At 67.3% G+C, this 22,397-nt stretch carries 23 protein-coding genes and 1 pseudogene; 14 read left to right on the top strand and 10 right to left on the bottom strand.

Going from position 1 to position 22,397, the window contains the following annotated elements; translation table 11 throughout:
* Positions 1–132 precede the first annotated feature (132 nt).
* The 4 genes from AC1D1W_RS07640 to AC1D1W_RS07625 all read right to left on the bottom strand — a co-directional run bounded on the left by AC1D1W_RS07640 (position 133) and on the right by AC1D1W_RS07625 (position 4,023).
* Entirely contained in the window at positions 133–1,188 is a 1,056-nt protein-coding gene (locus tag AC1D1W_RS07640) for a zinc-dependent alcohol dehydrogenase family protein (protein ID WP_243181424.1), read from the bottom strand.
* Positions 1,189–1,320: 132 nt separating this feature from the next.
* Positions 1,321–2,517, bottom strand: coding sequence for an acetyl-CoA acetyltransferase (locus AC1D1W_RS07635; RefSeq protein ID WP_476943352.1), 1,197 nt, complete (start codon positions 2,515–2,517; stop codon positions 1,321–1,323).
* A complete protein-coding gene (locus tag AC1D1W_RS07630) occupies positions 2,514–3,194 on the bottom strand; it encodes a CoA transferase subunit B (RefSeq protein ID WP_459383705.1) in 681 nt (226 codons plus the stop codon). The genes AC1D1W_RS07635 and AC1D1W_RS07630 overlap by 4 nt, the downstream gene beginning before the upstream one ends.
* 82 nt (positions 3,195–3,276) lie before the next feature.
* The gene (locus AC1D1W_RS07625; protein WP_459383706.1) at positions 3,277–4,023 is read right to left on the bottom strand and encodes a CoA transferase subunit A; all 747 of its coding nucleotides are present in this window, start codon (positions 4,021–4,023) and stop codon (positions 3,277–3,279) included.
* A gap of 249 nt (positions 4,024–4,272) precedes the next feature.
* Between AC1D1W_RS07625 and AC1D1W_RS07620 the strand changes: the two genes are divergently transcribed.
* Both AC1D1W_RS07620 and AC1D1W_RS07615 read left to right on the top strand, forming a co-directional pair.
* Positions 4,273–5,055 (top strand): IclR family transcriptional regulator, encoded by a 783-nt coding sequence (locus tag AC1D1W_RS07620; RefSeq protein WP_476943351.1) that lies wholly within the window; start codon positions 4,273–4,275, stop codon positions 5,053–5,055.
* A gap of 136 nt (positions 5,056–5,191) precedes the next feature.
* Positions 5,192–6,097, top strand: coding sequence for an NADP-dependent oxidoreductase (locus AC1D1W_RS07615; RefSeq protein WP_476943350.1), 906 nt, complete (start codon positions 5,192–5,194; stop codon positions 6,095–6,097).
* Positions 6,098–6,149: 52 nt separating this feature from the next.
* On the opposite strand, the gene nadE is transcribed toward AC1D1W_RS07615, so the two are convergent.
* Positions 6,150–6,971: an ammonia-dependent NAD(+) synthetase gene (gene nadE, locus AC1D1W_RS07610; protein WP_243181429.1), complete on the bottom strand. Its 822-nt coding sequence runs from the start codon at positions 6,969–6,971 to the stop codon at positions 6,150–6,152.
* 128 nt (positions 6,972–7,099) lie between these two features.
* A pseudogene (locus AC1D1W_RS07605) lies at positions 7,100–7,273 on the bottom strand (substrate-binding domain-containing protein); the annotation flags it as partial.
* Between the two features lie 232 nt (positions 7,274–7,505).
* On the opposite strand from AC1D1W_RS07605, the gene AC1D1W_RS07600 reads away from it, so the two are divergent.
* The 5 genes from AC1D1W_RS07600 (at position 7,506) to AC1D1W_RS07580 (ending at position 12,146) form a co-directional block, all read left to right on the top strand.
* Positions 7,506–8,753 carry an FAD-dependent oxidoreductase gene (locus AC1D1W_RS07600; protein WP_043436308.1) on the top strand — a complete coding sequence of 416 codons (1,248 nt, stop codon included), beginning with the start codon at positions 7,506–7,508 and terminating at the stop codon, positions 8,751–8,753.
* 71 nt (positions 8,754–8,824) lie between these two features.
* A complete protein-coding gene (gene pyrE, locus AC1D1W_RS07595) occupies positions 8,825–9,409 on the top strand; it encodes an orotate phosphoribosyltransferase (protein ID WP_223914541.1) in 585 nt (194 codons plus the stop codon).
* Positions 9,410–9,504: 95 nt separating this feature from the next.
* Complete coding sequence (locus AC1D1W_RS07590) at positions 9,505–10,314, top strand: GAF and ANTAR domain-containing protein (protein WP_243181431.1); 810 nt, start codon at positions 9,505–9,507, stop codon at positions 10,312–10,314.
* A gap of 95 nt (positions 10,315–10,409) precedes the next feature.
* Positions 10,410–10,955 (top strand): hypothetical protein, encoded by a 546-nt coding sequence (locus AC1D1W_RS07585; RefSeq protein ID WP_243181432.1) that lies wholly within the window; start codon positions 10,410–10,412, stop codon positions 10,953–10,955.
* Positions 10,956–11,117: 162 nt separating this feature from the next.
* Entirely contained in the window at positions 11,118–12,146 is a 1,029-nt protein-coding gene (locus AC1D1W_RS07580; protein ID WP_476943370.1) for a thioesterase domain-containing protein, read from the top strand.
* A gap of 23 nt (positions 12,147–12,169) precedes the next feature.
* On the opposite strand, the gene AC1D1W_RS07575 is transcribed toward AC1D1W_RS07580, so the two are convergent.
* Positions 12,170–13,000 carry an HAD-IIA family hydrolase gene (locus tag AC1D1W_RS07575; protein ID WP_028277432.1) on the bottom strand — a complete coding sequence of 277 codons (831 nt, stop codon included), beginning with the start codon at positions 12,998–13,000 and terminating at the stop codon, positions 12,170–12,172.
* 58 nt (positions 13,001–13,058) lie between these two features.
* Between AC1D1W_RS07575 and AC1D1W_RS07570 the strand changes: the two genes are divergently transcribed.
* The 4 genes from AC1D1W_RS07570 to AC1D1W_RS07555 all read left to right on the top strand — a co-directional run bounded on the left by AC1D1W_RS07570 (position 13,059) and on the right by AC1D1W_RS07555 (position 15,710).
* Positions 13,059–13,736, top strand: coding sequence for a TrmH family RNA methyltransferase (locus AC1D1W_RS07570; protein ID WP_028277431.1), 678 nt, complete (start codon positions 13,059–13,061; stop codon positions 13,734–13,736).
* Between the two features lie 113 nt (positions 13,737–13,849).
* Positions 13,850–14,119, top strand: a complete 270-nt coding sequence (locus AC1D1W_RS07565; protein ID WP_476943349.1) for a hypothetical protein — start codon at positions 13,850–13,852, stop codon at positions 14,117–14,119.
* 143 nt (positions 14,120–14,262) lie between these two features.
* On the top strand, positions 14,263–15,282 hold the full coding sequence (gene fbaA, locus AC1D1W_RS07560; RefSeq protein ID WP_018776137.1) for a class II fructose-bisphosphate aldolase: 1,020 nt from the start codon (positions 14,263–14,265) through the stop codon (positions 15,280–15,282).
* Positions 15,283–15,284: 2 nt separating this feature from the next.
* Entirely contained in the window at positions 15,285–15,710 is a 426-nt protein-coding gene (locus AC1D1W_RS07555) for a DUF3151 domain-containing protein (protein WP_028277429.1), read from the top strand.
* A gap of 90 nt (positions 15,711–15,800) precedes the next feature.
* On the opposite strand, the gene AC1D1W_RS07550 is transcribed toward AC1D1W_RS07555, so the two are convergent.
* Both AC1D1W_RS07550 and AC1D1W_RS07545 read right to left on the bottom strand, forming a co-directional pair.
* Positions 15,801–16,433 (bottom strand): uracil-DNA glycosylase family protein, encoded by a 633-nt coding sequence (locus tag AC1D1W_RS07550; protein ID WP_028277428.1) that lies wholly within the window; start codon positions 16,431–16,433, stop codon positions 15,801–15,803.
* Positions 16,434–16,618: 185 nt separating this feature from the next.
* A complete protein-coding gene (locus AC1D1W_RS07545; protein WP_476943348.1) occupies positions 16,619–17,827 on the bottom strand; it encodes a cobalamin-independent methionine synthase II family protein in 1,209 nt (402 codons plus the stop codon).
* A 404-nt stretch (positions 17,828–18,231) separates the two neighbouring features.
* Here AC1D1W_RS07545 and AC1D1W_RS07540 point away from each other — a divergent pair, with 404 nt between their 5' ends.
* On the top strand, positions 18,232–19,521 hold the full coding sequence (locus AC1D1W_RS07540) for an adenylosuccinate synthase (RefSeq protein ID WP_223983709.1): 1,290 nt from the start codon (positions 18,232–18,234) through the stop codon (positions 19,519–19,521).
* Between the two features lie 156 nt (positions 19,522–19,677).
* Here AC1D1W_RS07540 and AC1D1W_RS07535 read toward each other — a convergent pair whose 3' ends face one another.
* On the bottom strand, positions 19,678–20,340 hold the full coding sequence (locus AC1D1W_RS07535; protein ID WP_243181436.1) for a GntR family transcriptional regulator: 663 nt from the start codon (positions 20,338–20,340) through the stop codon (positions 19,678–19,680).
* Between the two features lie 101 nt (positions 20,341–20,441).
* On the opposite strand from AC1D1W_RS07535, the gene AC1D1W_RS07530 reads away from it, so the two are divergent.
* Together AC1D1W_RS07530 and AC1D1W_RS07525 are read left to right on the top strand one after the other, a co-directional pair.
* Positions 20,442–21,452: a 1-aminocyclopropane-1-carboxylate deaminase gene (locus AC1D1W_RS07530; RefSeq protein WP_476943347.1), complete on the top strand. Its 1,011-nt coding sequence runs from the start codon at positions 20,442–20,444 to the stop codon at positions 21,450–21,452.
* 322 nt (positions 21,453–21,774) lie between these two features.
* Entirely contained in the window at positions 21,775–22,275 is a 501-nt protein-coding gene (locus AC1D1W_RS07525) for a hypothetical protein (RefSeq protein ID WP_476943346.1), read from the top strand.
* Positions 22,276–22,397 lie beyond the last annotated feature (122 nt).

Here is a 22,397-nt window from a genome sequence, read left to right as displayed (position 1 = left end):
GACGGCGGCGGATGCTGATGCGCTTCACGCTAGACCCTCGTCCTTGCCCGTGCAAGGGCGGGAGCTAGCAGTACAGCCAGGCCGGCGCGGGCGGCCGCGCGGGTGTCAGCGCGGCCGCCGTCGAGAGCCCGGCTACGGGGTCAGGAGGACCTTGATGGCGCGCCGTTCGTCCATCGCGCGGTAGGCCTCGGGTGCCTCTTCCAGCGGCATGACCGAGTCGAACACGCGGCCCGGATTGATGGTGCCGTTCAGCACGTCCGCCAGCAGTTCCGGGATGTACGTCCGGGCCGGGGCCATGCCGCCGCCGATCGAGATGTTGGTGTCGAACAGAAAGCGCAACGGGGCTTCGGCGCCGCCGGTGGGGACGCCGACAAAGCCGAGGGCGCCGCCCGGGCGGACGCTGTGCAGGGCCTGTTCCATGGATTCCTTGGTCCCCACGCACTCCAGCACGGAGTCGGCCAGGACGCCGCCGAGCAGTTCGCGGACCTTGGCGACGCCCTCGTCCCCGCGTTCGGCGACGATGTCCGTGGCCCCGAATTCGCGGGCGATCGCCTGGCGGTCGGCGTGCCGCGACATGGCGATGATCCGCTCCGCGCCGAGGCGCTTGGCGGCCAGGACGCCGCAGAGCCCGACGGCGCCGTCGCCGACCACCACGACCGTCCGGCCGGGACCGGCCTTGGCCGCGAGTGCTGCGTGGTGGCCTGTGGCCATAACGTCGGAGAGCGTGAGCAGGCTGGCGCGGAGGGCGTCGTCCGGGTCGGTGACGCCCGGGACCTTGACCAGCGTGGACTCGGCGAGCGGTACTCGCACGGCCTGGCCCTGGCCGCCGTCGATCCCGTGGCCGGTGTCATCCTTGCCGCCCCAGCCGGCGAGGTGGTCGCAGGCCACCGTGACGCCGTCGAGGCACTGCGGGCACGCGCCGCAGCTGACCACGAATGGAGCGATCACGAAGTCGCCCACGGCGAGGTCTTTGATGTCGTCGCCGACGCTTTCGACCGTCCCGATGAACTCGTGCCCGATCGCGGACGGCTTGTGGGTGGGCTTGACCCCGCGGTACGGCCAGAGGTCCGAGCCGCAGACGCAGGAGGCGGTGACCTTCACGATGACGTCGGTGGGCAGCTGGAGGGTGGGGTAGCCGCGGTCTTCGACTCGGATGTCGCCGGGACCGTGGATGATGGTGGCGCGCATGGGTGCTCCTCGCATTGTGGTGGATGGGCTGGGAACGAGTTTAGTCCCGTGGCATCCCGGCCACGCAGGCGAGGACAAACAACGCGGGGTCAGATCCGGCCCATTAAGGGCCGTTTCTGACCCCGCGTTGCTTTAGAGGGCTTCGAGCACGCTGACGTAGTTGGCGATGCCCACGCCGCCCATGTTCTGCACCGCGGCCCGGCGCGGGTTGGCCAGCTGCATGTCGCCGGCGGTCCCGGTGAGCTGCATGGCGGCGATGACGTGCTGGGAGACGCCGGTGGCGCCGACGGGGTGGCCCTTGGCCTTGAGCCCGCCCGAGACGTTGACCGGCAGCTTGCCGTCCTTGAAGACCCAGCCTTCCTCGAGCGCCCGGGCGCCCTGGCCGCGTTCGGTCAGCCCCATGGCCTCGTACATGAGCAGTTCGGCGATGGTGAAGCAGTCGTGGACTTCCGCGAAGTCGAGCTCCTCCAGCCCGACGCCGGCCATCCCCAGGGCCCGCTGCCAGGAGGCCCGTGTGGCGGCGAATTCGGTCGGGTCCCGGCGCTCGGCGGGGAAGAAGTCGTTCGCCTGGCCGAAGCCGGCGAGCCGCACCGGGGCCGTGGCGCCGCCGGTAGGGGCGACGGAGAGGACGACGGCGGCGGCGCCGTCAGAGACGGGGGAGCAGTCGGTGCGGCGCAGCGGGTCGGCCACCATCGGGTTCTTGTCCGAGACGGTGCGGCAGAAGTCCTCGCCGAGGTCCTTGCGGAGCTGGGCATAGGGGTTGTCGACGCCGTTGCGGTGGTTCTTCGCCGCGATGGTGCCCAGGACGTCGCCGAGCTTCCCGTTGCTGTCGCCGTAGCGCTTCCCGTAGTGCTTCGCCACCTCGGCGAAGAGGCCGGTGAACCCGGTGGTGGAGGCCTTGCCGGCCATGTCGTAGTCCGCGCCGAGCAGGGCCGCGCCCACGACGTCGGCCCCGGCCTGCGTCATCTTCTCGGCACCGATCACCAGGACGGTCTTCGCGGTGCCGGCCAGCAGGGACTTGGTGCCCTGCTGGAACGCGGCCGAGCCGGAGGCGCAGGCGTTCTCCACCCTGGTGGAGGGCACGTTGGCCAGCTGGTCCGAGACCTGCAGTGCGAGGGAGGACGGGAAGGCCAGCGGCATCATGCCGGAGTTGAACTGGCCGAGGTAAATCTCATCGATCTGGCCGGGCTCGATCCCGGCGTTGCCGATCGCCTCGGTGGCGACCTGCACGATCAGGGACTCCAGGGTTTCTTCGCTCAGCTTGCCGAACCGGCTGTGGCCCCAGCCGGTGAGCAGGACGTCCTTGCCGAACTGGTCTTTGAGGCTCATGCCGTCGCTCCTTCAAATTCGAGCGCGACATCGAAGTCGGCTTCGGTTTTTTCGCGGATTTCCTCCACGGTGACGCCGGGCGCGAGGCGCGTGAGCGTGAGCTTCCGCCCGCCGTCTGCTTTGTGTTCATTCTTCACAAGGTCGAAGACCGCGAGGTCGCTGATGATGCGGTCCACGCAGCTGAGCCCGGTGAGGGGCAGCGTGCATTCCTTGACGATCTTGGCGGTGCCGTCCTTGGCGTTGTGCTCGGTGAGGACCACGACGCGCGGGGTGCCGGCCACGAGGTCCATGGCACCGCCCATGCCCTTGACCATCTTGCCGGGGATGGTCCAGTTGGCGAGGTCTCCGTTCCCGGAGACCTGCATGGCGCCCAGGATCGCGACCTTCACGTGGCCGCCGCGGATCATGCCGAAGGACGTCGCGGAGTCGAAGATGCTGCCGCCGGGCAGGACCGTGACGGTCTGCTTGCCGGCGTTGATCAGGTCCGCGTCTTCCTCGCCCTCGAAGGGGAACGGGCCCATGCCGAGGAGGCCGTTCTCGCTCTGCAGGACAACGCGGACGCCGTCGGGCAGGTTGTTGGCCACCAGCGTGGGGATGCCGATGCCAAGGTTGACGTAGTCGCCGTCGTTCAGTTCTTCGGCCGCGATTGCGGCCATTTCATCTCGGGTCCAGGCCATGGTGGTTCTCCTTGGAAAGTCAGGGTGCTGAGGGTGGGGCGCCAATGCCGGCGCGCCCGGGGTGGGCGGCGCTCGGGCCGGATTAGACGGTGACGGCGGAGGCGGCCTGCGCCGGCTCTGCTTCCGCTGCGGGCCGCGGGCGGACGGTGCGCTGTTCGATGTCCTTGACGCGGCCGCTGGCCTGGACCAGGCGCTGGACGAACACGCCGGGGGTGATGATGTGATTCGGGTCCAGCTGGCCGGGCTCGACGATCACTTCGGCCTCGGCGACGGTCACGGCGCCGGCCGTAGCGACCACGGGGTTGAAGTTCTGCGCGGTGTACCGGTAGATCAGGTTGCCGTCGGTGTCGGCCGTGTGGGCGTGAACCAGGGCGACGTCGGCCTTGATGGCGCGTTCCTGGACATAGGTCTCGCCGTCGAACTCTGCCAGCGGCTTGCCTTCGGCGACGAGGGTGCCCACGCCGGTCTTCGTGTAGAACGCCGGGATGCCGGCGCCGCCGGCGCGCAGCCGCTCAGCAAGGGTGCCCTGTGGGGTGAACTCCACCTCCAACTGGCCGGCGAGGTACTGCTCGGCGAAGAGCTTGTTTTCCCCAACGTAGGACGCGATGACCTTGCGGACCTGGCCGCCTTCGATCAGGACCCCGAGGCCCTTGCCGTCCACGCCCATGTTGTTGGAGACGACCGTCAGGTCCTTCACCCCGGAATCCCGCACCGCCTCGATCAGGTCAGCGGGGATCCCGCTGAGCCCGAAACCGCCGACGGCGAGCGTCATGCCGTCGCGCAGTACGTCCTGCAGAGCGGCCGCTGCCCCGGATTTCACCTTTGACATTGCATCTCCTCATTGAGCTCGTCTTGCTATCCACTCCGGCAATCCACTTTGTGGACTCCTTGCCTGAAGAAGGAGCCTATGGTGTGTCACAGACCACTGTCAACGTGGAGTTTCCCCGCAAATTGGCGGAGTTTATAGTGTGGACGCTACCCTTGGCACCATCCATTATGTGGATACCTGATGGTAAAATCGGGTAAAAGCAACGTGGGTGAAAGCATCACCCAGTTCCGGGCCGACGTGAGGCAAGCAATGAATACAACCCCCGTCCAGGGCGCCCAGGTGGTCAGCCGGGCAGCCGGCCTGCTGCGCCTGGTCGGCCGGAAGCCGGAGGGCTGCCCCCTGGTGGAGCTCGTGCGCGAATCCGGCCTGACGCGGCCCACCGTGCACCGGCTGCTGAGCTCACTCGCGGCCGAGGGGCTGCTGGACCAGGACCCGGGCAGCGGCAACTGGGTCCTGGGTCCTGAGATCCTGCTGCTGGGGTCCGTGGCCTCGGCGCGCTTCCCCCTGGAGGACATCGCGAGGCCGAGCCTGCGCCGCCTGACCGAAGAGACCGGCGAAAGCGCTTTCTTCTCCATCCGCCGCGGCAACGAGACCGTGTGCCTGCTCCGGGAAGAAGGCAGCTTCCCGGTCCGTTCCTTCGTGCTGCACGAGGGGGTGCGGTTCCCGCTGGGCGTCGCCTCCGCAGGCACCGCCATCATGGCCTTCCTGCCGGCACAAGAGCAGGAAGAGCTGCTCGCCAACTGGGCAGCCCACGCCGGCAGCTTTGCGGCCGCGCACACCGCAGCACTGGTCAGGGAGAACCTGGAAGCGACGCGGCAGGCCGGCTATTCGGTCAATCCGGGGCTGGTCCTGGAAGGCAGCTGGGGGATGGGTGCGGCGGTCTTCGACCAGCGGGGCCGCCCCGCCTGGGCGCTGTCCCTGACCGGCATCGAACCGCGCTTCCGGGAGGACCGGCGTCCGCAACTGGGGCGGCTGCTCCTGGAAGAAGCGCACCGGATCTCCACGCTGCTGACCCGCTCGCCAGGCGCCTGACCCTCGTCAAGGGCCCCGGTTCGGCTCAGGCCGCCTCGGACAATTCAACTTGCCGGGCGACTCTTGCGCAGCCGCCGCTTGTGCCAGAAGCTGGCAGCACAGGCCGCATCGCGTCGAGCCGAAGGAGCAAAGCCTCATGAAAGACATCAAGATCTCTTTCGATCACTATGGCAGCCCGGACGTCGTCACCGTTGGCGAGGAGGAACCGCCGGTTCCGGGGGAGAACGAGGTCCAGGTGGGGATCCGCGCCGTCGGCGTCAACCCGATGGACTGGAAAGTCGTTGCCGGCTACCTGGAGCCCTACCTTGCCCTGGACTTCCCTGCAGTTCCCGGCTGTGAGGCGGCAGGAACCGTGACCGCCGTTGGCCCCGGCGTGACCGGCCATGAGGTGGGCGACGACGTGATCTGGAATGGCATTTCCGGGGCCTACCGTGCCGCGGCCAATTTTCCGGCCAGCCAGCTGACGCCAAAGCCCGCGGGCATCGATTTTGAGCAGGCGGCGTGCGTCGCGATAGCTGGCGGCACAGCGTATTCGGCGCTGCTTCAGCTTGGCATTGGCGTGGGGGACACGGTCCTCATCCACGGTGCGGCGGGCGGGGTCGGCTCGGCGGCAGTCCAGATCGCGCGGCACCTCGGCGCCCGGATCATCGGCACCGCTTCAGAGCAGAACCACGACTATTTGCGCGGCCTCGGCGCCGTGCCGGTGGCCTACGGCGAAGGGCTCGTGGAACGCGTCCGCGCACTGGGCACCATCACCGCCGTCCTGGACACCTTTGGCGGGGAGGAGACGACGACGGCGACGGTCCATTTGCTCGGCGGCCACGGCGCCGCGGTGACCACAGTGCCTGGAAAGGCGGCCAACGCGGCCGGAATTGCACCGGTCAGGCTGCTGGACGGACGGGTCGCGGAGGCGGCCCGGCTGTCGGCCGGGGGAAAGCTCCGCTTCAGCATCCAGGAGCGGATTCCCCTCACCGATGCTGCCAGGGCACTGGGCATCAGCCGCGCAGGCCATGTCCGGGGCAAACTCGTGCTGATCCCGTAAGTGGAACCCCGCGGGGCCGCCCGGCAGCCCCGCCCGGGGCTCTCGGCTCAGGCTATTTCCACCAGGTGTCGAAAATCGTCACCGGGACCGTGCGCTTGTGGCGGGTCCGCAGGTACATCGCCTCGATCCGTTCGGACGCGGCATCGGGTACGTCACGGCCCTCGAGGTAGTCATCGATCAGGTCGTAGCCCAGGCCGAGTTCGTCCTCGTCGGTGCGGCCCGGCTTGCCATCCAGCAGATCCGCCGTCGGAACCTTTTCCCAGATCCGGGCCGGTGCGCCGAGTTCCGCCAGCAGGGCGCGGTTCTGGCGCTTGTTAAGGCCGAACAGCGGCAGGATGTCCGCGCCGCCGTCGCCGAACTTGGTGAAGAATCCCGTGACGGACTCGGCGCCGTGATCCGTGCCGATCACCAGGTAGTTGTGCTCGCCGGCCAGGGCGTACTGGGCAATCATCCGGGTCCGGGCCTTGGTGTTGCCCTTGTGGAAATCGGAGATCTCGGTTCCTACGGTCTTCTCGAACTCGTCCTCGAAGCCATCTACTGCGGCCGAGATGTTGAACGTCCATTCGGTCTTGGCGCGCACGAAGTCCAGGGCCGCCTGGGCGTCGTCCTCGTCATGCTGGACGCCGTAGGGCAGGCGCACGGCCACAAAGTTCGCCTCGGTGCCCTCGGCCTCGAGTTCCTCGACCGCCAGCTGGGCCAGCCGCCCGGCCAGGGAGGAGTCCAGGCCGCCCGAGATGCCCAGGACGAAGCCCTTGGTGTGGGTGGCCGTCAAGTATTCCTTCAGGAACGTCACGCGTTTGCGCACCTCCCCGGCAGGGTCGATCCGGGGCTGCACGCCCATTTCCTCGATGATCTTCGCCTGGAGTTCACGCATGCCTCACAGCCTAGTCAGCGGTGTCAACAACGCTCAACTGTTGCAGCCGGACCGGCGGCTGGCGCGCGGATCCGGCGTCGAAATGGCTTCGGTTCCGGACGGCGGCTACGGTTTCGGACCGTTGCGACTTAGATGAGATGGGTGGGCATCACGGACCGGCTTCGTGTGCCACCGCCGGCGAGCGGGTTCAGCTGGGCCAGCAGCATGGACACCGCCATGCGACCGGCCTGCTCGATCGGGGAGGCCATGGTGGACAGCGGCGGATTGCAGAAGTCGGCGCCAAAGATGTCGTCGCAGCCCAGGGCAGGTCGGAGTTCCAGGGCACGTTCAACGAGAACGTCTTCTGCGACTCCTTCGACACCCGGCTCTAAACTGGCGCGGCGGGGCTGCGGGCGCCTAGGTTTCGGCTCGCCGCTACGGTTTCGGGCCGGTGCTGCGCGGATCCCCGCCGCGCCGGTCCGAAGCCGCGGCGCGGGTCCGAAACGTGCGCGAAAAACCCTCCCGCGGCACCCCGCGCAGGCGTAGCGTGGGGCCATGGAGAAGACCGGATGCGCGGTGGTGGGCGGTGGACCTGCGGGGATGATGCTGGGCTTGCTCCTGGCACGCGCCGGGGTGCGGGTGACGGTGTTGGAGAAGCACGCCGATTTTCTGCGCGACTTCCGCGGCGACACCGTGCACCCGTCCACCATCCGGCTCATTGACGAACTTGGGCTCGGCCAGGAGTTCCGCCGGCTGCCGCAGAGCCGCCTGAAGAACGTCGTTTTCCCGGTCCCGGGCGGGCCGTCCGTGACCATGGGTGACTTTGACGCCCTGCCGCCGCCGTACAACTACATCGCCATGATGCCGCAGTGGGATTTCCTGAGCTTCCTCGCCGACGCCGCCGCACAGGAACCGGGGTTTACGCTGCTCATGAGCCACACCGCCACCGGCCTGGTCCGCAACGGGGGCCGCGTCCGCGGAGTCCGCTTCAGGACTCCCGACGGCACGCAGGACGAGCTGCTGGCGGATCTGGTGGTTGCCACGGACGGCCGCCATTCCGCGCTGCGCACTGCGGCCGGGCTGGCGCCAAAGGAGTTCCCGGTGCCCTTCGACACCTGGTGGTTCCGGTTGCCCCGCTATCCCTCCGAAACGGGTGAGGTGGCCGGGCTTGTGCCGGCGTTCGGGCCCGGCGAGGCGCTGCTGGCCCTGTTCCGCAACGACTACTACCAAATGGGCTACCTCGCCGCCAAGGGCGCCGACGCCCGGATCCGTGCGGAAGGCGTTGAGGGCTTCCGACGGCGGGTCGCAGGGCTCCGCCCCGATCTCGCGGACCGGGTGGACGCCATCAAATCCCTCGATGACCTTCACTGGCTGGACGTGCGCCTGAACCGGCTGCGCTCGTGGCACATCAACGGGCTGCTGTTCATCGGGGACGCCGCGCATGCGATGTCCCCGGCCGGCGGCGTCGGAATCAACCTCGCCATCCAGGACGCGGCCGCCGCCGCCGAGTACCTTGCCCCCGCACTGCTCCGGGGCCGGGTAACCACGGCGGACCTTGAGAAAGTGGAACGACGGCGCCGGCTGCCGACCGTCATTGTGCAGACCGTCCAACGGATCATGCAACGCGCGATCTTCGTCCCGGTCATGACCGGGAAGCGGACAAAATTTCCGGCCGCGGCACTCTTCTTCGCCCGGCACGTTCCGGCGTTCCGCAAGATCATTCCCCGCTTCATCGCCTTTGGTCCGCGGCCCGAGCACGCACCGGCCTTCGCGCGGCGTGCCGAACCCCAGCCGCAGCCCTAGCCCTGACCCGGGACCGACATACAGCTCACCGGCTGGGAATCTGCGGCGGACCAGCCACTAAACTGGGAGCCATGACTGCCACCCGTGACTTCGCAGCCGACGCTGCCGCTGCCCGTGCCCGACTCCTGGAACTGATCAAGGAACTGGCCGTAGTCCGCGGCAAGGTCATCCTCTCCAGCGGCGCCGAAGCCGACTACTACATCGACCTGCGCCGCATCACCCTGCACCACGAGGCGTCCAAACTCGTCGGACAGGTCATGCTCTCGCTGATGGAGGACGCCGGGATCGATTTCGAGTGCGCCGGGGGACTCACCATGGGGGCGGATCCGGTGGGCACCGCCGTCATGCATGCCGCCGTCGACGCCGGCCGCCCGGTGGACGCTTTCGTGGTCCGCAAGGCGCAGAAGTCCTACGGCATGGGCCGCCAGGTGGAAGGCCCCTCGGTCGAGGGCCGCAAGGTCCTGGTCCTGGAGGACACCTCAACCACCGGCGGGTCCGCGCTGACCGCCGTCGAGGGCGTCCGCAAGGCCGGCGGCAACGTGGTGGCCGTCGCCGTGATCGTGGACCGCGACACCGGGGCCAAGGAAAAGATCGAGGCCGAAGCCGGTGTTCCGTATCTCTTCGCCTTCGGCAAGGACGAACTCGGCCTTAGCTAGGGGTTCGACGCCGGACGGCAGAGGTGGACGGGGTATGGGCCGTGACCTATCATTTGTCCCATACCCGTCCATCCTTTATCTGGAGAACACGCGCCATGCTCCCGTCCGAAAAGTCCCTGAACAGCGGTGTGAACCGCGGCCCTGAGGGGCAGGGCGCCGACATCTCGGTGGGAACGGTCGACCAGATCCAGAACCTGATCCTGGACAGCGCGGACTTCGAAGAGTTCCTGAACGAACTCGCGCGTTTTTCCGCGCACCAGGTGGCCGGCTCCGGCGACGACGCGCTGTGCGGAATCACCCTGCTCCGGGACCGTAAGGCCGCCACGATCGGGTGGAGCAGCGACTCCGCCCGCGAAGTGGACGAGATCCAGTACTCACTGTCCCAGGGCCCCTGCCTGACCGCCGCCAAGGAGGAACGGGAGGTCTACGTCCCGGACCTCTTCGACGAGGACCGCTGGGGTCCTGACTACGCCTCCGCCGTCGCCTCGCACGGCCTGCGCTCGGTGTTGTCGGTGCCTTTCCACCTCCAGGGCGAAGCCCAGGCGGCCCTGAACCTCTACTCCGATGTCCCGCACAAGTTCGACGGCGACGTCGCGGTCCGGGCCCGCGGCTACACCCGCGAAATCTCCCAGGCGCTGCGGCTGGCAGTCCGGTTCTCGCTGCACACGGACAGTGCCACAAACCTGCGCGCCACGCTTGAATCCCGGACCGTGATCGACATGGCCATCGGGATCGTTATGGCGCAGAACCGTTGCGACCAGGAAACCGCCGTCCGGATCCTCACCGACGCCTCCAGCAACGGCAACGTCAAGCTGCGCGACATCGCCAAATCCCTGGTGCAGTCTGTCGGCGGAACGGCAACCCGGACGCACTACGAGGAGCCGGATAGGCGGCAGGCCGGCTGAACCGGCAGCCGCCTATGACTTGTGTGCGACCACAAGCGCGGATACGCTGAATGCGGTTGAGCCGTCGGCCATAGACATCCTTATTTGGAGTACCTATGGACCAAACACTGCAAGCCCACGTCAAACTCGATGTCGTTTCCGACGTCGTCCGGATTAGTGTCCGGGGGAGCCTCACACAGGCCTCCCGCCCCTCCCTGATGCACATTATCCAGCGCGTCCGCCGCATGGGAATCATCTCGCACATCCGCGTTGACCTCGGCCTGGCCGCATTCGTGGAATCAGTGGCGCTGGCCGGCCTGCGCAACGACCTCAACGCGATCGACGGCGGGGCCTCCGGTTCGGAGGTCGCCGGCATGCCGGCTCCCGGCGGAGTCTCCCTGGAACTGACCGCGCACCGCGACGATTCCGCCGCCTTGCCACCCCTGGACATGGCCGGGGAATTTACGGCCTCGATCGATCCCTCAGGCACCCGGAAGCTGCACCGATTCTCCGACGACGAACTCTTCGCCGCGAGCGACTCTGTGTTCGGCCTTCTCGATGATCCCGCTGACATGGCCCGGTCGGAACTCCTGGCGACCTATGACGAGATCGGCATGGAAATCAGCCGCCGCGAGGTCGGCCGCGAGCCCGAACCCGCGTAACCGGCAACGGCGCTCCAACGGCGCTCCAACGGCGCCAACCGCGCTCCAGCGGCCCGCCAACGGCGTGCCAGCGGCGCTTCCACGCTGGGCTTCGGGACCGCTGTATGGTCCGGTTTCTCATCCCCGCCGAAGCGTGGATACGGTAGAGATGTGCCGGCCGAGATGGATCCGAACCATCCGCGAGGCCCCGGTGCTTCCGAGGCCCGCATGCTCCGCCGCGCCGTCGAGCTTAAACGGGTTTCCCGGCGATCGTTCCTGATCGGCGCCGGGTCCGCGTCGCTGCTGGCGGCGGACATGCTGTTCACTCAGCGCGTGCAGGCCGAGCGGCGTGTCAGCCGGATCCTCGAAGTACCTGACGACGTTGCCGAACGGTATTACCCCCACGCCAGCTGGATCCTGTTCCCCGGCTACAAAACGAGCTGGGAAGAAGCCCTGTGGATCCTGAACGCGCTGCGCGGCTCCCTGAACAAGAGGGGCCAGCTCGCCGCCGTCGGGTATTCCAACGAAGGCCTGGACATCGACGAGGTGGTCATCGCCGTGATCGAGCACGTCCGCGCCCACAATCTCACCAGCCTCTACTTCTACGGCCATAGTTTTGGCGGCATGGTGGCTACCCAGGTGGCGGCCCGGCTGCGCGAACTGCACGGAGTCGAAGTGGCGTTCATCCTCCTCGACTCCAGCCCGGCGAGCCGGCACGACGTGCTGGACCAGAGCTGGTTCGAGGGCGTGGTGCTGCTCTACGAAAGCGGGTTCCGCTTCCCCACAGTGCTGCGCGGCGGCTACGAGCTCGGCGAGAGGATGCTGCACAAGAATGAACGCAGTTGGGGCCAGGTGGTGGACCAGACACTGGAACAGCTGTCCCCGATCGCGCCGTCCAGCGTGCTGATCCAGTCCGAATCCGCGTACATCTTCCACTTTGAGGCCAGCCGTTTCGTCGGGAAGCTGGGCGAAACGAAGATGGCGTTCATCGGCAACCCCCGGGACAAGACGGTTGATTACGAGACCGCCCGGGACACCTGGTCACTGTCCTTCAAAACCAACATGGTCTCGGATGACCTGCGCACCGACGGGGCGAGGCCGGAGCACGCGAGCCCTGGCTGGAGTCCGTTCATCTACCGGCCCATCATCGAGAAACTCCAGGACGATCTCTTCCCGCTGCCCGGCGGCGGCGGGAAGAAGACCGCGTTCTGAGGTATCGCGTTCCGGGGTGTTGCTCAGATCTGGTTCTTGAGGTCCGCCACGGAATTCAGGATCTGGTTCGGCCGGAACGGATACGCGGCGATATCGTCCCGGTGGGTGATGCCGCTGAGCACCAGCACCGTGTGCAGGCCCGCCTCCATGCCGGCGATGATGTCGGTGTCCATGCGGTCACCGATCATCGCCGTGGTTTCCGAGTGCGCGTCGATCTGGTTCATTGCAGACCGGAACATCATCGGGTTGGGCTTGCCCACAATGTACGGTTCGCGGCCCGTGGCCTTGGTGATGAGGGCGGCGATGGCCCCGGTGGCAGGCATGGGGCCGTCCTTCGAGGGCCCGGTGGCGTCCGGGTTGGTGGCGATGAAACGCGCGCCGGCGAGGATCAGGCGGATGGCCATGGTGATGGCTTCAAACGAATACGTGCGGGTCTCGCCGAGCACCACGAAGTCGGGGTTCTGGTCGGTGAGGATGAAGCCGGCCTCGTGGAGCGCCGTCGTGAGTCCTGCTTCGCCGATCGTGTAGGCGCGGTTTCCCGACTCCGAGCCGCGGACCTGGTCCTTGAGGAACTGGGCCGTGGCCAGGGCCGAGGTCCAGATGTTCTCCTCCGGGATTTCCAGCCCGGAAGAGCTCAGCCGGGCCGCGAGGTCCCGGGGCGTGAAGATTGAGTTGTTGGTCAGCACGAGGAACCGCTTGGAGGTGTCCACCCAGCGCTGGATCAGCTCCGCCGCGCCCGGGATGGGCTGGTTCTCGTGGACCAGCACACCATCCATGTCCGTGAGCCAGCACTCGATTTCCTGGCCGCTGCGGTATACCGACGCCGATGAACGTACTTCGTCTGACTCTGCCATGGGGGACCTCCGCCGCTGGTGATGTGCTGCTTACTGGCTCCCAGTCTAATGTTGAGGAGTGACTGAACAGCCCGATAGCCCCGCCCCGTCCCTTCCCGCCGCAGAGGAAGGGCCGGAACCGAAGGCGGAGGTCGGCGTCGGCCCCTGGGAAGGCGAACTTCCACAGGGCGGGCACTGGGATCCTGACCTCCTGGCGGACGGCGACCGGCGCAACGTGGTGGACAAATACCGCTACTGGAAGCACGAGGCGATCGTGGCCGACCTGGACTCCAAACGCCACAATTTCCACATCGCGATCGAGAACTGGCAGCACGACCTCAACATCGGCACCGTGGTCCGGACCGCCAACGCGTTCCTGGCCAAGGAAGTCCACATCATCGGACGACGCCGGTGGAACCGCCGCGGGGCCATGGTCACCGACCGCTACCAGCACGTCCGCCACCACCCCACCGTTGAGGACTTCGTGGCCTGGGCGCAGGGGGAGGGGCTGGCGATCATCGGGATCGACATCTTCCCGGACTCGGTGCCGCTGGAGACCTACGAACTGCCCAAGGACTGCGTCCTGGTCTTCGGCCAGGAAGGCCCGGGCCTGACCCCTGAAGTCCACGAAGCGGCGCTGGACACCCTGTCGATCGAACAGTTCGGCTCCACCCGTTCCATCAACGCAGCCTCCGCCGCCGCGATCGCGATGCACGCCTGGATCCGCCGCCACGTGTTCGGCCAGCTCCCGGGCTAAAGCCACTCTTAGGCATCCGTGGCCCCGGGGGTTCCGTACCGACAAGCGAGCCGTTGACTTGGATCGCTAACCAGCAGACGCTGTCGGTGCAAGGCGAACGCGCGAGGAGAAGGATGTGGACCAGAACCGGAGACATCACCGTTGCACGTCGGATGAAGCCGTCCCGTTCGGCAGGGGAGCGGAAACCCGGTGAACGGGTTGTGGACGGCGTCCTGAATGTCGACCCGCTGCTCGCCCTGATCATCATGGGCCTGCTGGTCTTCGCCGAGGACGCCCTCTTCGTCGGCTTCGTTGTCCCCGGTGAGACCGCCGCGGTTCTGGGCGGGGTCGTGGCCAGCCGCGGGGCCGGCGCCGGCCAGTCCGCTGGCAGGCCGGAACCATGACCGAAGCGCCCGGCCGCGAGTGTTACAGGGGCCACGTGACCGGAAACACGGCCCCGGCGCAGGAATGGCTAGGATGGTTCCTAGCCGACGAGGTTCCCTCCAGGATCACCAGCCCGTAGACGAAATTCACATTAGGAGTCAGCATGCCCATTGCAACCCCAGAGATCTACTCCGAGATGATCGACCGCGCAAAGACGGGCGGCTTCGCCTTCCCGGCGGTCAACGTCACGTCCTCCCAGACCCTGAACGCCGCCCTGCGCGGCTTCGCCGAGGCCGAGTCCGACGGTATCGTCCAGGTCTCCACCGGCGGTGCAGCTTACTGGTCCGGCGCCGCCACCAAGGACATGGTTGCCGGCTCCCTCGGCTTTGCCGCGTTCGCCCGCGAAGTCGCGAAGAACTACGGCGTGAACATCGCCCTGCACACGGACCACTGCCCCAAGGACAAGCTGGACGGCTTTGTGCTCCCGCTGCTCGCCGCCTCCGAGGCCGAGGTCAAGGCAGGCCGCAACCCCCTCTTCAACTCGCACATGTGGGACGGCTCCGCCGAGACCCTGCAGGAAAACCTGCGGATCGCCCGTGAACTGCTCGAGCGCACCGCCGCCGCCAAGATGATCCTCGAGGTCGAGATCGGCACCGTGGGCGGCGAGGAAGACGGCGTCGAGAACGCCATCAACGACAAGCTCTACACCACGGTCGAGGACGCCCTGGCCACCATCGACGCGCTCGGTTCCGGCGAAAACGGCCGCTACATCACGGCGCTGACCTTCGGCAACGTGCACGGCGTCTACAAGCCGGGCGGCGTCAAGCTCCGCCCCGAGATCCTCAAGGACATCCAGGAGCAGGTCGGCGCCAAGATCGGCAAGGCCAACCCGTTCGACCTCGTGTTCCATGGCGGCTCCGGATCCTCGGACAAGGAAATCGCGGACGCCGTCTCCTACGGCGTCATCAAGATGAACATCGACACCGACACCCAGTACGCCTACACCCGCCCCGTGGTGGACCACATGTTCCGCAACTACGACGGCGTGCTGAAGGTCGACGGCGAGGTCGGCAACAAGAAGCTCTACGATCCCCGCGTCTGGGGCGCTTCGGCGGAGGCCGGCCTGGCCGCCCGCGTGGTCGAGGCCGCCCAGCAGCTGGGTTCCACCGGCAAGACCTTCTAGCCATGTCCGACGAGTTCCGGAAAAACCTGATGGGTCCCGAGCCCACGCTCCTGCCTGCCGAGAGCGAGATCTACCAGCATCTCGCGCTCGGCCAGGAAGCCGTGGACCTCGTGGCGAAGCACCCCACCTCCTCGCTCCTGTGGGCCATCCTCGCCGAGGAGGCCTGGGACGAGGGCCGCACCATCGATTCCTACGCGTACTCGCGGGTCGGCTACCACCGCGGCCTGGACTCGCTGCGCCGCAACGGCTGGCGCGGCGTCGGCCCAATCCCGTGGGAGCACGAACCCAACCGCGGCTTCCTGCGCTCCCTCTACTCGCTTGGCCGTGCGTCCGCGGCGATCGGCGAGGCTGAGGAGCCGGAGCGGATTGAAAAGTTCCTGAAGGATTCCGATCCCGGCGCGAAGGCGGCCATCGAAGCCGAGGGCTGAGGCGGCACCAGGCAACGCGTTGCGGTTTAACAGACGACGGCGGGCTCCCACCTTGAGGTGGGRGCCCGCCGTCGTTTGTGCGTGCGTGGGTCAGCTGGCCTTGGCCAGGCCCGTGCGGGCCATGGCGTCCGCGTACGCGGTGTGCATCTCCGCCAGGTACTCTTCCTGCCGGGCCGGGGTGCCGGCGAACGCCCGGCCGCTGAGCGAGCGGACCTTGTAGGTCTTCAGGCCGCGGCGCCAGATCATGGGCACTTCGGTCTTGAGCAGCAGGTTGGCCAGGCGGTTGGCCTCGGTGCCGTGGGCGACGATCACGGAGGCGCGGGGAACGAGGGCCAGGAACTTCAGCAGCGGCTTCAGGCCCGCGGAAATCTGGTCCGGCGTGAACTTGCCGTTCGGCTCGCCGGGGACGTGCCACGGGTGGACGTTCCAGGGCATGACGAATTCGGGGCGCAGGCCGAGTTTCCACTGGATGCCCAGCATGCGGGTGGCGGCCTCGTCGTCGCCGGCGGTGATGAAGCCTGACGCGTCAGCGGTGCCGATGTTGGAGTACAGGCTGATGATCCGGCACTCGTCGACGTCGTGCATGGGGTCCACGTAGGGGACAGCGGTGCCAGCTTTGGTTGCCTGGAGGACGTCAAGGAGCTCGTTGACGGGGGCGACGTTAGGTTCGTACCGGCGGCTCAGAAGCTCTTCGCGGAAATTTTCGGTGGCCAGGGCTGTCATATGTTGCTGGGTCTCCTGCGGGATTGGCAAAGCTGCCACACCGGATGCAGGCACGCCGAATACGGGCATGCGGAGCAATGGTGTGGTTTGAAAATGTGGTGTGGACCGATTCCTGGTCGATCCTTATCAGTCTATCAAGCCCCGCGAAATGCGGCACCGGGCCGGACCCCGCCGGCCCGGTGCTGCTACCAGAGCCGCTGGGTGGCGCGGCGTGCGCCTTCGCCGAGGGCCTCCAGCTTGGCGTACGCGATTTGGGGATGCACCCTGCCGCCCAGCCCGCAATCGGTGGACGCAATCACGTTTTCCCGTCCCACGAGCTCGGCGAAGCGCACGATCCGGTCGGCCACGAGGTCCGGATGCTCCACGACGTTGGTGGCGTGCGAGACGACGCCGGGGATGATGACCTTCCCCTCGGGGAGCTTCGCATCCTCCCAGACGCGCCATTCGTGCTCGTGCCGGACGTTGGCCGCCTCGAAGGAGTAGCCGCCGGCATTGACCTGCAGGACTGAGTCGACGATGTCTGCGAAGGGGATGTCCGTGGTGTGCGGGCCGTGCCAGGAACCCCAACAGACATGCAGCCGGATCTGCTCCGGGGGAAGACCGCGCAGCGCCCAGTTCGTTGCTTCGACCCGGAGTTGGATGAACTTCAGGTAGTCCGCCAGGCTCGGCTCGGGGTTGATCTGGTCCCAGCTCTCGGCCAGGGAGGGGTCGTCGAGCTGGACTGTCAGGCCGGCGTCGATGATGGCCTTGTATTCCTCTCGCATCGCGTCGGCGCAGGCGTAGAGGAGTTCCTCGTCGCTGCCGTAGTATTCGTTGGCCACCCGGGCGCACGAACCGGGCGAGAGGGAGGCGATGAACCCCGCGGCGAGTCCGGCCGCGGCCAGGCCGGTCTTGAGGTTGGCAACGTCCGAGGCCACGAGCTCCTGGCCCGTGTACGTCAGCGGCCCGGCGACCTTGGGCTGCGTGACGGCTTTGCGGTGGGCCAGGATCCCGGAGGAGGGGTCGTTGTAGGCGTCATCGAACTTCTCCCGGTCCCGGCGGTCCGGGAAGGAGGTCAGGACGATGTGGCCGGGCGAGGAACGGTGCACCGTGGCGTCGGCCCAGYGGTCCACGTCGGTCGGTTCCAGGCCGCCGAGCCGTGAGAAGGAGTAATTCCACCAGGCGCCGTAGTCCACGGAGCTGGACATCGTGTGCCCGTACTCGCCGTCATTGGGGATGTCGATGCCCAGCTCCTTCTGGCGCTGGACGACGTCCACCACCGAGGTTTCGAGCAGGTCCAGGAATTCGGGCGTGATGCCGTCCGTTTCCTTGGCCTCGTTCGCGGCGATCAGCTCCGGCGTGCGGGGCAACGAGCCGGCATGGGTCACACGGATGTGGTCAGTGGTCCGGGGCATGGCGCGGTTTCCTTTCGGCCGCTCGGGATTCTCACTCCCACTCAATTCCACCCTGCGCCGTCCCGCAAGTGGTGCCCGCTATGTGTCGGGCCTGAGCCGGCGGATGATGCAGCAATGGCGAACGCCATGAAAAAAGAACGGCTCGTCCGCCGCGGCGGACGCGTGGCCCTCCCTCGCGGAAGCCGCCCCGGCGTTCACCACCGTCGGGACGGCGCGTCCAAGCAAGGACCCAAGGCGATGCCGGGCACCGATTTCGGCTAAACTTGGGTGGTAAGAGCCCCGGAACTCTGGCGTTGGATACGAACACAGCGATAGATTCGGGGCATTCTCATGAACGGCGCTGAGCTGCGGTGACCGCCTGGTCATTAAACGCAGTTCGGCCCGAACGAATGGGGGAGGATCCCATGCCAGCAATCGTGATCGTCGGAGCCCAATGGGGCGACGAAGGCAAAGGTAAGGCCACTGACCTGCTTGGCGGCCGCGTCGACTATGTCGTCAAGCCCAACGGCGGCAACAACGCCGGGCACACCGTCGTCGTAGGCGGTGAGAAGTATGAGCTCAAGCTCCTTCCGGCCGGCATCCTGAGCCCGAACGCGGTTCCGATCATCGGCAACGGCTGCGTGGTGAACCTGGAAGCCCTGTTCCAGGAGATCGACGGACTGGAGGCCCGCGGTGCGGACACCTCCAAGCTGCGCGTCTCCGCCAACGCGCACCTCGTGGCGCCCTACCACCAGGTCCTGGACAAGGTCACCGAGCGGTTCCTCGGCAGCCGCGCCATCGGCACCACCGGCCGCGGCATCGGCCCGGCCTACATGGACAAGGTGGCCCGCCTTGGCATCCGCGTCCAGGACGTCTTTGACGCCTCGATCCTGCGCCAGAAGGTAGAGGGTTCGCTGCGCCAGAAGAACGAGCTCCTGGTCAAGGTCTACAACCGCCGGGACATCGAGGTGGACGAGATCGTGGAGTACTTCCTGTCCTTCGCCGAGCGCCTCCGTCCGCTGGTCATCGACAGCACCTACGTCCTGAACACCGCCCTGGACGAGGGCAAGGTGGTCCTCATGGAGGGCGGCCAGGCCACCTTCCTGGACGTTGACCACGGCACCTACCCCTTCGTGACGTCCTCGAACCCGACCGCGGGCGGCGCCTCCGTGGGCTCCGGCATCGGCCCCACCCGGATCTCGCGTTCCATCGGCATCATCAAGGCCTACACCACCCGCGTGGGCGCAGGGCCGTTCCCGACGGAGCTGTTCGATGAGATGGGCATGTACCTGCAGAAGACCGGCGGCGAGTTCGGCGTCAACACCGGCCGTCCCCGCCGCTGCGGCTGGTACGACGCCGTGCTGGCACGCCACGCCTCCCGGGTCAACGGCTTTACGGACTACTTCGTCACCAAGCTGGACGTGCTGACGGGCATCGAACAGATCCCGGTCTGCGTGGCCTACGACGTCGACGGCGTGCGGCACGACGAAATGCCCATGACCCAGACCGAGTTCCACCACGCCAAGCCGATCTTCGAATACTTCGAAGGCTGGACCGAGGACATCACCGGCGCCCGCACCCTGGAGGACCTGCCGGAGAACGCCCGGAACTACGTCCTGGCCCTGGAAAAGCTCTCCGGTACCCGGTTCTCCGCGATCGGCGTCGGCCCGGACCGCGACCAGACGATCGTGGTCAACGACCTCATCAACGATTAGCACCCGTTGACGCAACACTGACCGGCGTACGACGGCGGCGGGTCGCCCTTGCAGGGGCGGGCCGCCGCCGTCGCGGTTAGGGCCGCAGCCAAGGCCGCAGCCAAGGCCGTAGCCACGTCTGGGTCCCGCCTAGGCCTAGGCGGGACCACAACGTTCCTAGGCGGGGTCTTCCGCGGACGTGAACCGCAGCGAGAGCCAGTTCTCCCGGCACGCTCTGGCGGCGGCCTCGGCGTCGCCACGGCGGGCGAGCCGGATGATTTCAGCGTGCTGCGCCACCGATTCCCGGGCGGCAAAGGAGCCGAAGCGCATCCGCTCCACCCGGCGCAGGACAGGGGTGGTTTGTTCCAGGAGTTCCCGGAGCACCGGGTTGCCGCTGACCGTGACAAAGACGGCGTGGAAATCGTCATCGGCCCGCAGTGCCGACTCGACCTCCGCCGCCTGCAGGGCCTGTTCGAAGCGTACATTGGCCCCGGCCATGGCGGCGAGGTGCTCCTCCGCCAGGAGCGGGACGGCCAGGCGTGCGGCCAGCTCGTGCAGTCCCGCCACCACCTGCTGCGTGCTGAGGGTCGACGCCGGGTCGCACGGGGCCACGATGGTCGCCTTGCCCGGCAGCGCAACCACCAGGCCGGCGCGTTCCAGCCGCAGCAGCGCCTCGCGGATGGGTGTCCGGCTCACGCCGAGCCACGCTTCCAGTTCGGCGTCCTTCAGCCGTTCGCCGGGCTCGAAGGTGCCGTCGACGATCGCGTTACGGATCGATTCAAAGACGTTGTCCCGCAGCAGCGGCCTCTTGTGGACTCCGGCGAGCGAGGGTACGGGCATGCAACATATCGTATATCCCTCTTGCCCTTCCGGAGCCTGTATCCGACAATGCAATATATTGCATGCTGTGACCGTTTCCCACCGCGAGCGAAGGACCGACGATGGCCATCACCGATTTCGAACGCTACCCCCTGATGTTTGGCCCGAGCCCTATCCATCCGCTGCCGCGGCTCAGCGCACACCTGGGCGGGGCGCAGATCTGGGCGAAACGCGAGGACGTCAACAGCGGCCTCGCGTTTGGCGGCAACAAGACGCGCAAGCTGGAGTACTTCGTCCCGGAGGCCCTGGCACAGGGCGCGGACACCCTCGTCTCGATTGGCGGCTACCAGTCCAACCACACCCGCCAGGTCGCGGCGGTGGCGGCGAAACTCGGCCTCAAAGCACGCCTGGTTCAGGAAAACTGGGTCGACTGGCCCGATCCGTTGTCCGACCGGGTAGGCAACATCCTGCTCTCGCGGATCATGGGCGCCGACGTGCGGCTGGACAGTGCGGGCTTCGACATCGGCATCCGCAGCAGCTGGGAGACCGCCATCGAAGAGGTCAGGGCCGCCGGCGGCACGCCCTACGCGATCCCGGCCGGCGGGTCCGACCACAGGCTGGGCGGTCTGGGCTTCGCCAACTGGGCCTACGAGGTGGAAGAGCAGGAGCGCGAGCTCGGCATCTTTTTCGAGACGATTGTCGTCTGCACCGTCACGGGCTCCACCCACGCCGGGATGATCGCGGGTTTTGCCGGCCAGGACAAACCGCGCCGCGTGATCGGCATCGACGCGTCGGCAACTCTGGCGAAGACCCGTGACCAGGTGGAACGCATCGCCCGGAACACCGCCGAGCTGATCGGCCTGGGCAGGGAACTCCGGGACGAGGAAATCAACGTCATGGAGGGCTGGGCCGGGGACCTCTATGGGATTCCCGTCGATTCCACCCTGGAGGCCATTCGGCTGGGCGCCTCGCTCGAGGCCATGATCACCGATCCCGTCTACGAGGGAAAGTCCCTCGCCGGGCTGATCGACCTCGTGAAAAGCCGGGAAATTCCGGCCGGCAGCAATGTCCTCTACGCCCACCTCGGCGGCCAGATCGCCCTGAACGCCTACAGCGGACTCTTCCGCTCCTGACCCGGCGCACCACGGCGGCGGGTTCCCTGGCGGGGTCCGCCGCCGTCGTCGTTAATCCCGGCAGCGCCGGCTCAAAAAGAAATCAAGAAAATTTCCGATTGGTGCGTAACCTTTCGGGCCCGCCCAGCGATTACTCCTTTGTAAGCGCCTCCGGAGTCTTGGACCCCCCACCAGACACCGGCTGGCCTTCCACCGTAAGTGCCGGCCGGCGCCTGCCCCCATGGGCGCCGGCCAGCCTTTTCTGGCGAGAGTGGGCTGTCAACTGCCCCCGTGAGGCCTCAGCCCGCCTTCAAACCAAAAAAACAAAGGATGTACGTCTGTAATGAAGAGTGTTAGCAAGACCACCAAGATCGCTGTCGGCGCCGCCATTCTGGCAGTCGGAGGTTTCTCCGGCATCGGACTGGCCAATGCCGCTCAGATGTCCAGCACCGAGCAGGCTGAAGTGAGCCACGCTACGCCCGCCACACCGGCTGTCCCGGCCACGCCTGCGCTCCCGGCAAAGCCGGCCGTCCCCGCAGTTCCGGCCGCGCCGTCGACTGACGGCAAGGCCAAGGGCGACGCCGAAGCCGACGTGGACGGCACCGAAGGTGCCGTCGACGGCTCCGCCGACGCAAAGGACGGAGCCACCGTCAAGGGCGACGCCAGCGTCAAGGGTGCTGCCGGTGAGGCACGCGCCAACGCCAACATCCACGCCGCAGTTCCGGCGACCCCGGCGACACCGGCCGTGCCCGGTGCCAAGGGCGTTCCGGCAACCCCTGCTATTCCGGCAACCCCGGCTGTTCCGGCCCAGCCGTCCGTCGAGCTGCCCCAGCACGACAAGTAAATTCCGGCTGTTTGGCCTGGACCCGGCATGGGTCTGAAAGCAAGGAGGGAGCCCTTACTTTGGAGGGCTCAGGGGTGCGGCCGCTAGACTTGCGGGGGCCGCACCCCAGCAGTAACGGAAGG

The organism is Arthrobacter sp. P1_B4 (assembly GCF_056406555.1).
The sequence above is the reverse complement of the archived record's forward strand: the minus strand, read 5'-3'. Positions and strand labels throughout refer to the sequence as shown.

Excerpts from the sequence above, each read along its gene's own strand:
- AC1D1W_RS07640 (WP_243181424.1), bottom strand. The coding sequence starts at position 1,188 with ATGCGCGCCACCATCATCCACGGTCCCGGCGACATCCGAGTCGAAGAC.
- AC1D1W_RS07635 (WP_476943352.1), bottom strand. The coding sequence starts at position 2,517 with ATGAGCCTCAAAGACCAGTTCGGCAAGGACGTCCTGCTCACCGGCTGG.
- AC1D1W_RS07630 (WP_459383705.1), bottom strand. The coding sequence starts at position 3,194 with ATGGCCTGGACCCGAGATGAAATGGCCGCAATCGCGGCCGAAGAACTG.
- AC1D1W_RS07625 (WP_459383706.1), bottom strand. The coding sequence starts at position 4,023 with ATGTCAAAGGTGAAATCCGGGGCAGCGGCCGCTCTGCAGGACGTACTG.
- AC1D1W_RS07620 (WP_476943351.1), top strand. The coding sequence starts at position 4,273 with ATGAATACAACCCCCGTCCAGGGCGCCCAGGTGGTCAGCCGGGCAGCC.
- AC1D1W_RS07615 (WP_476943350.1), top strand. The coding sequence starts at position 5,192 with ATGAAAGACATCAAGATCTCTTTCGATCACTATGGCAGCCCGGACGTC.
- nadE (WP_243181429.1), bottom strand. The coding sequence starts at position 6,971 with ATGCGTGAACTCCAGGCGAAGATCATCGAGGAAATGGGCGTGCAGCCC.
- AC1D1W_RS07600 (WP_043436308.1), top strand. The coding sequence starts at position 7,506 with ATGGAGAAGACCGGATGCGCGGTGGTGGGCGGTGGACCTGCGGGGATG.
- pyrE (WP_223914541.1), top strand. The coding sequence starts at position 8,825 with ATGACTGCCACCCGTGACTTCGCAGCCGACGCTGCCGCTGCCCGTGCC.
- AC1D1W_RS07590 (WP_243181431.1), top strand. The coding sequence starts at position 9,505 with ATGCTCCCGTCCGAAAAGTCCCTGAACAGCGGTGTGAACCGCGGCCCT.
- AC1D1W_RS07585 (WP_243181432.1), top strand. The coding sequence starts at position 10,410 with ATGGACCAAACACTGCAAGCCCACGTCAAACTCGATGTCGTTTCCGAC.
- AC1D1W_RS07580 (WP_476943370.1), top strand. The coding sequence starts at position 11,118 with ATGGATCCGAACCATCCGCGAGGCCCCGGTGCTTCCGAGGCCCGCATG.
- AC1D1W_RS07575 (WP_028277432.1), bottom strand. The coding sequence starts at position 13,000 with ATGGCAGAGTCAGACGAAGTACGTTCATCGGCGTCGGTATACCGCAGC.
- AC1D1W_RS07565 (WP_476943349.1), top strand. The coding sequence starts at position 13,850 with ATGTGGACCAGAACCGGAGACATCACCGTTGCACGTCGGATGAAGCCG.
- fbaA (WP_018776137.1), top strand. The coding sequence starts at position 14,263 with ATGCCCATTGCAACCCCAGAGATCTACTCCGAGATGATCGACCGCGCA.
- AC1D1W_RS07555 (WP_028277429.1), top strand. The coding sequence starts at position 15,285 with ATGTCCGACGAGTTCCGGAAAAACCTGATGGGTCCCGAGCCCACGCTC.
- AC1D1W_RS07550 (WP_028277428.1), bottom strand. The coding sequence starts at position 16,433 with ATGACAGCCCTGGCCACCGAAAATTTCCGCGAAGAGCTTCTGAGCCGC.
- AC1D1W_RS07540 (WP_223983709.1), top strand. The coding sequence starts at position 18,232 with ATGCCAGCAATCGTGATCGTCGGAGCCCAATGGGGCGACGAAGGCAAA.
- AC1D1W_RS07535 (WP_243181436.1), bottom strand. The coding sequence starts at position 20,340 with ATGCCCGTACCCTCGCTCGCCGGAGTCCACAAGAGGCCGCTGCTGCGG.
- AC1D1W_RS07530 (WP_476943347.1), top strand. The coding sequence starts at position 20,442 with ATGGCCATCACCGATTTCGAACGCTACCCCCTGATGTTTGGCCCGAGC.
- AC1D1W_RS07525 (WP_476943346.1), top strand. The coding sequence starts at position 21,775 with ATGAAGAGTGTTAGCAAGACCACCAAGATCGCTGTCGGCGCCGCCATT.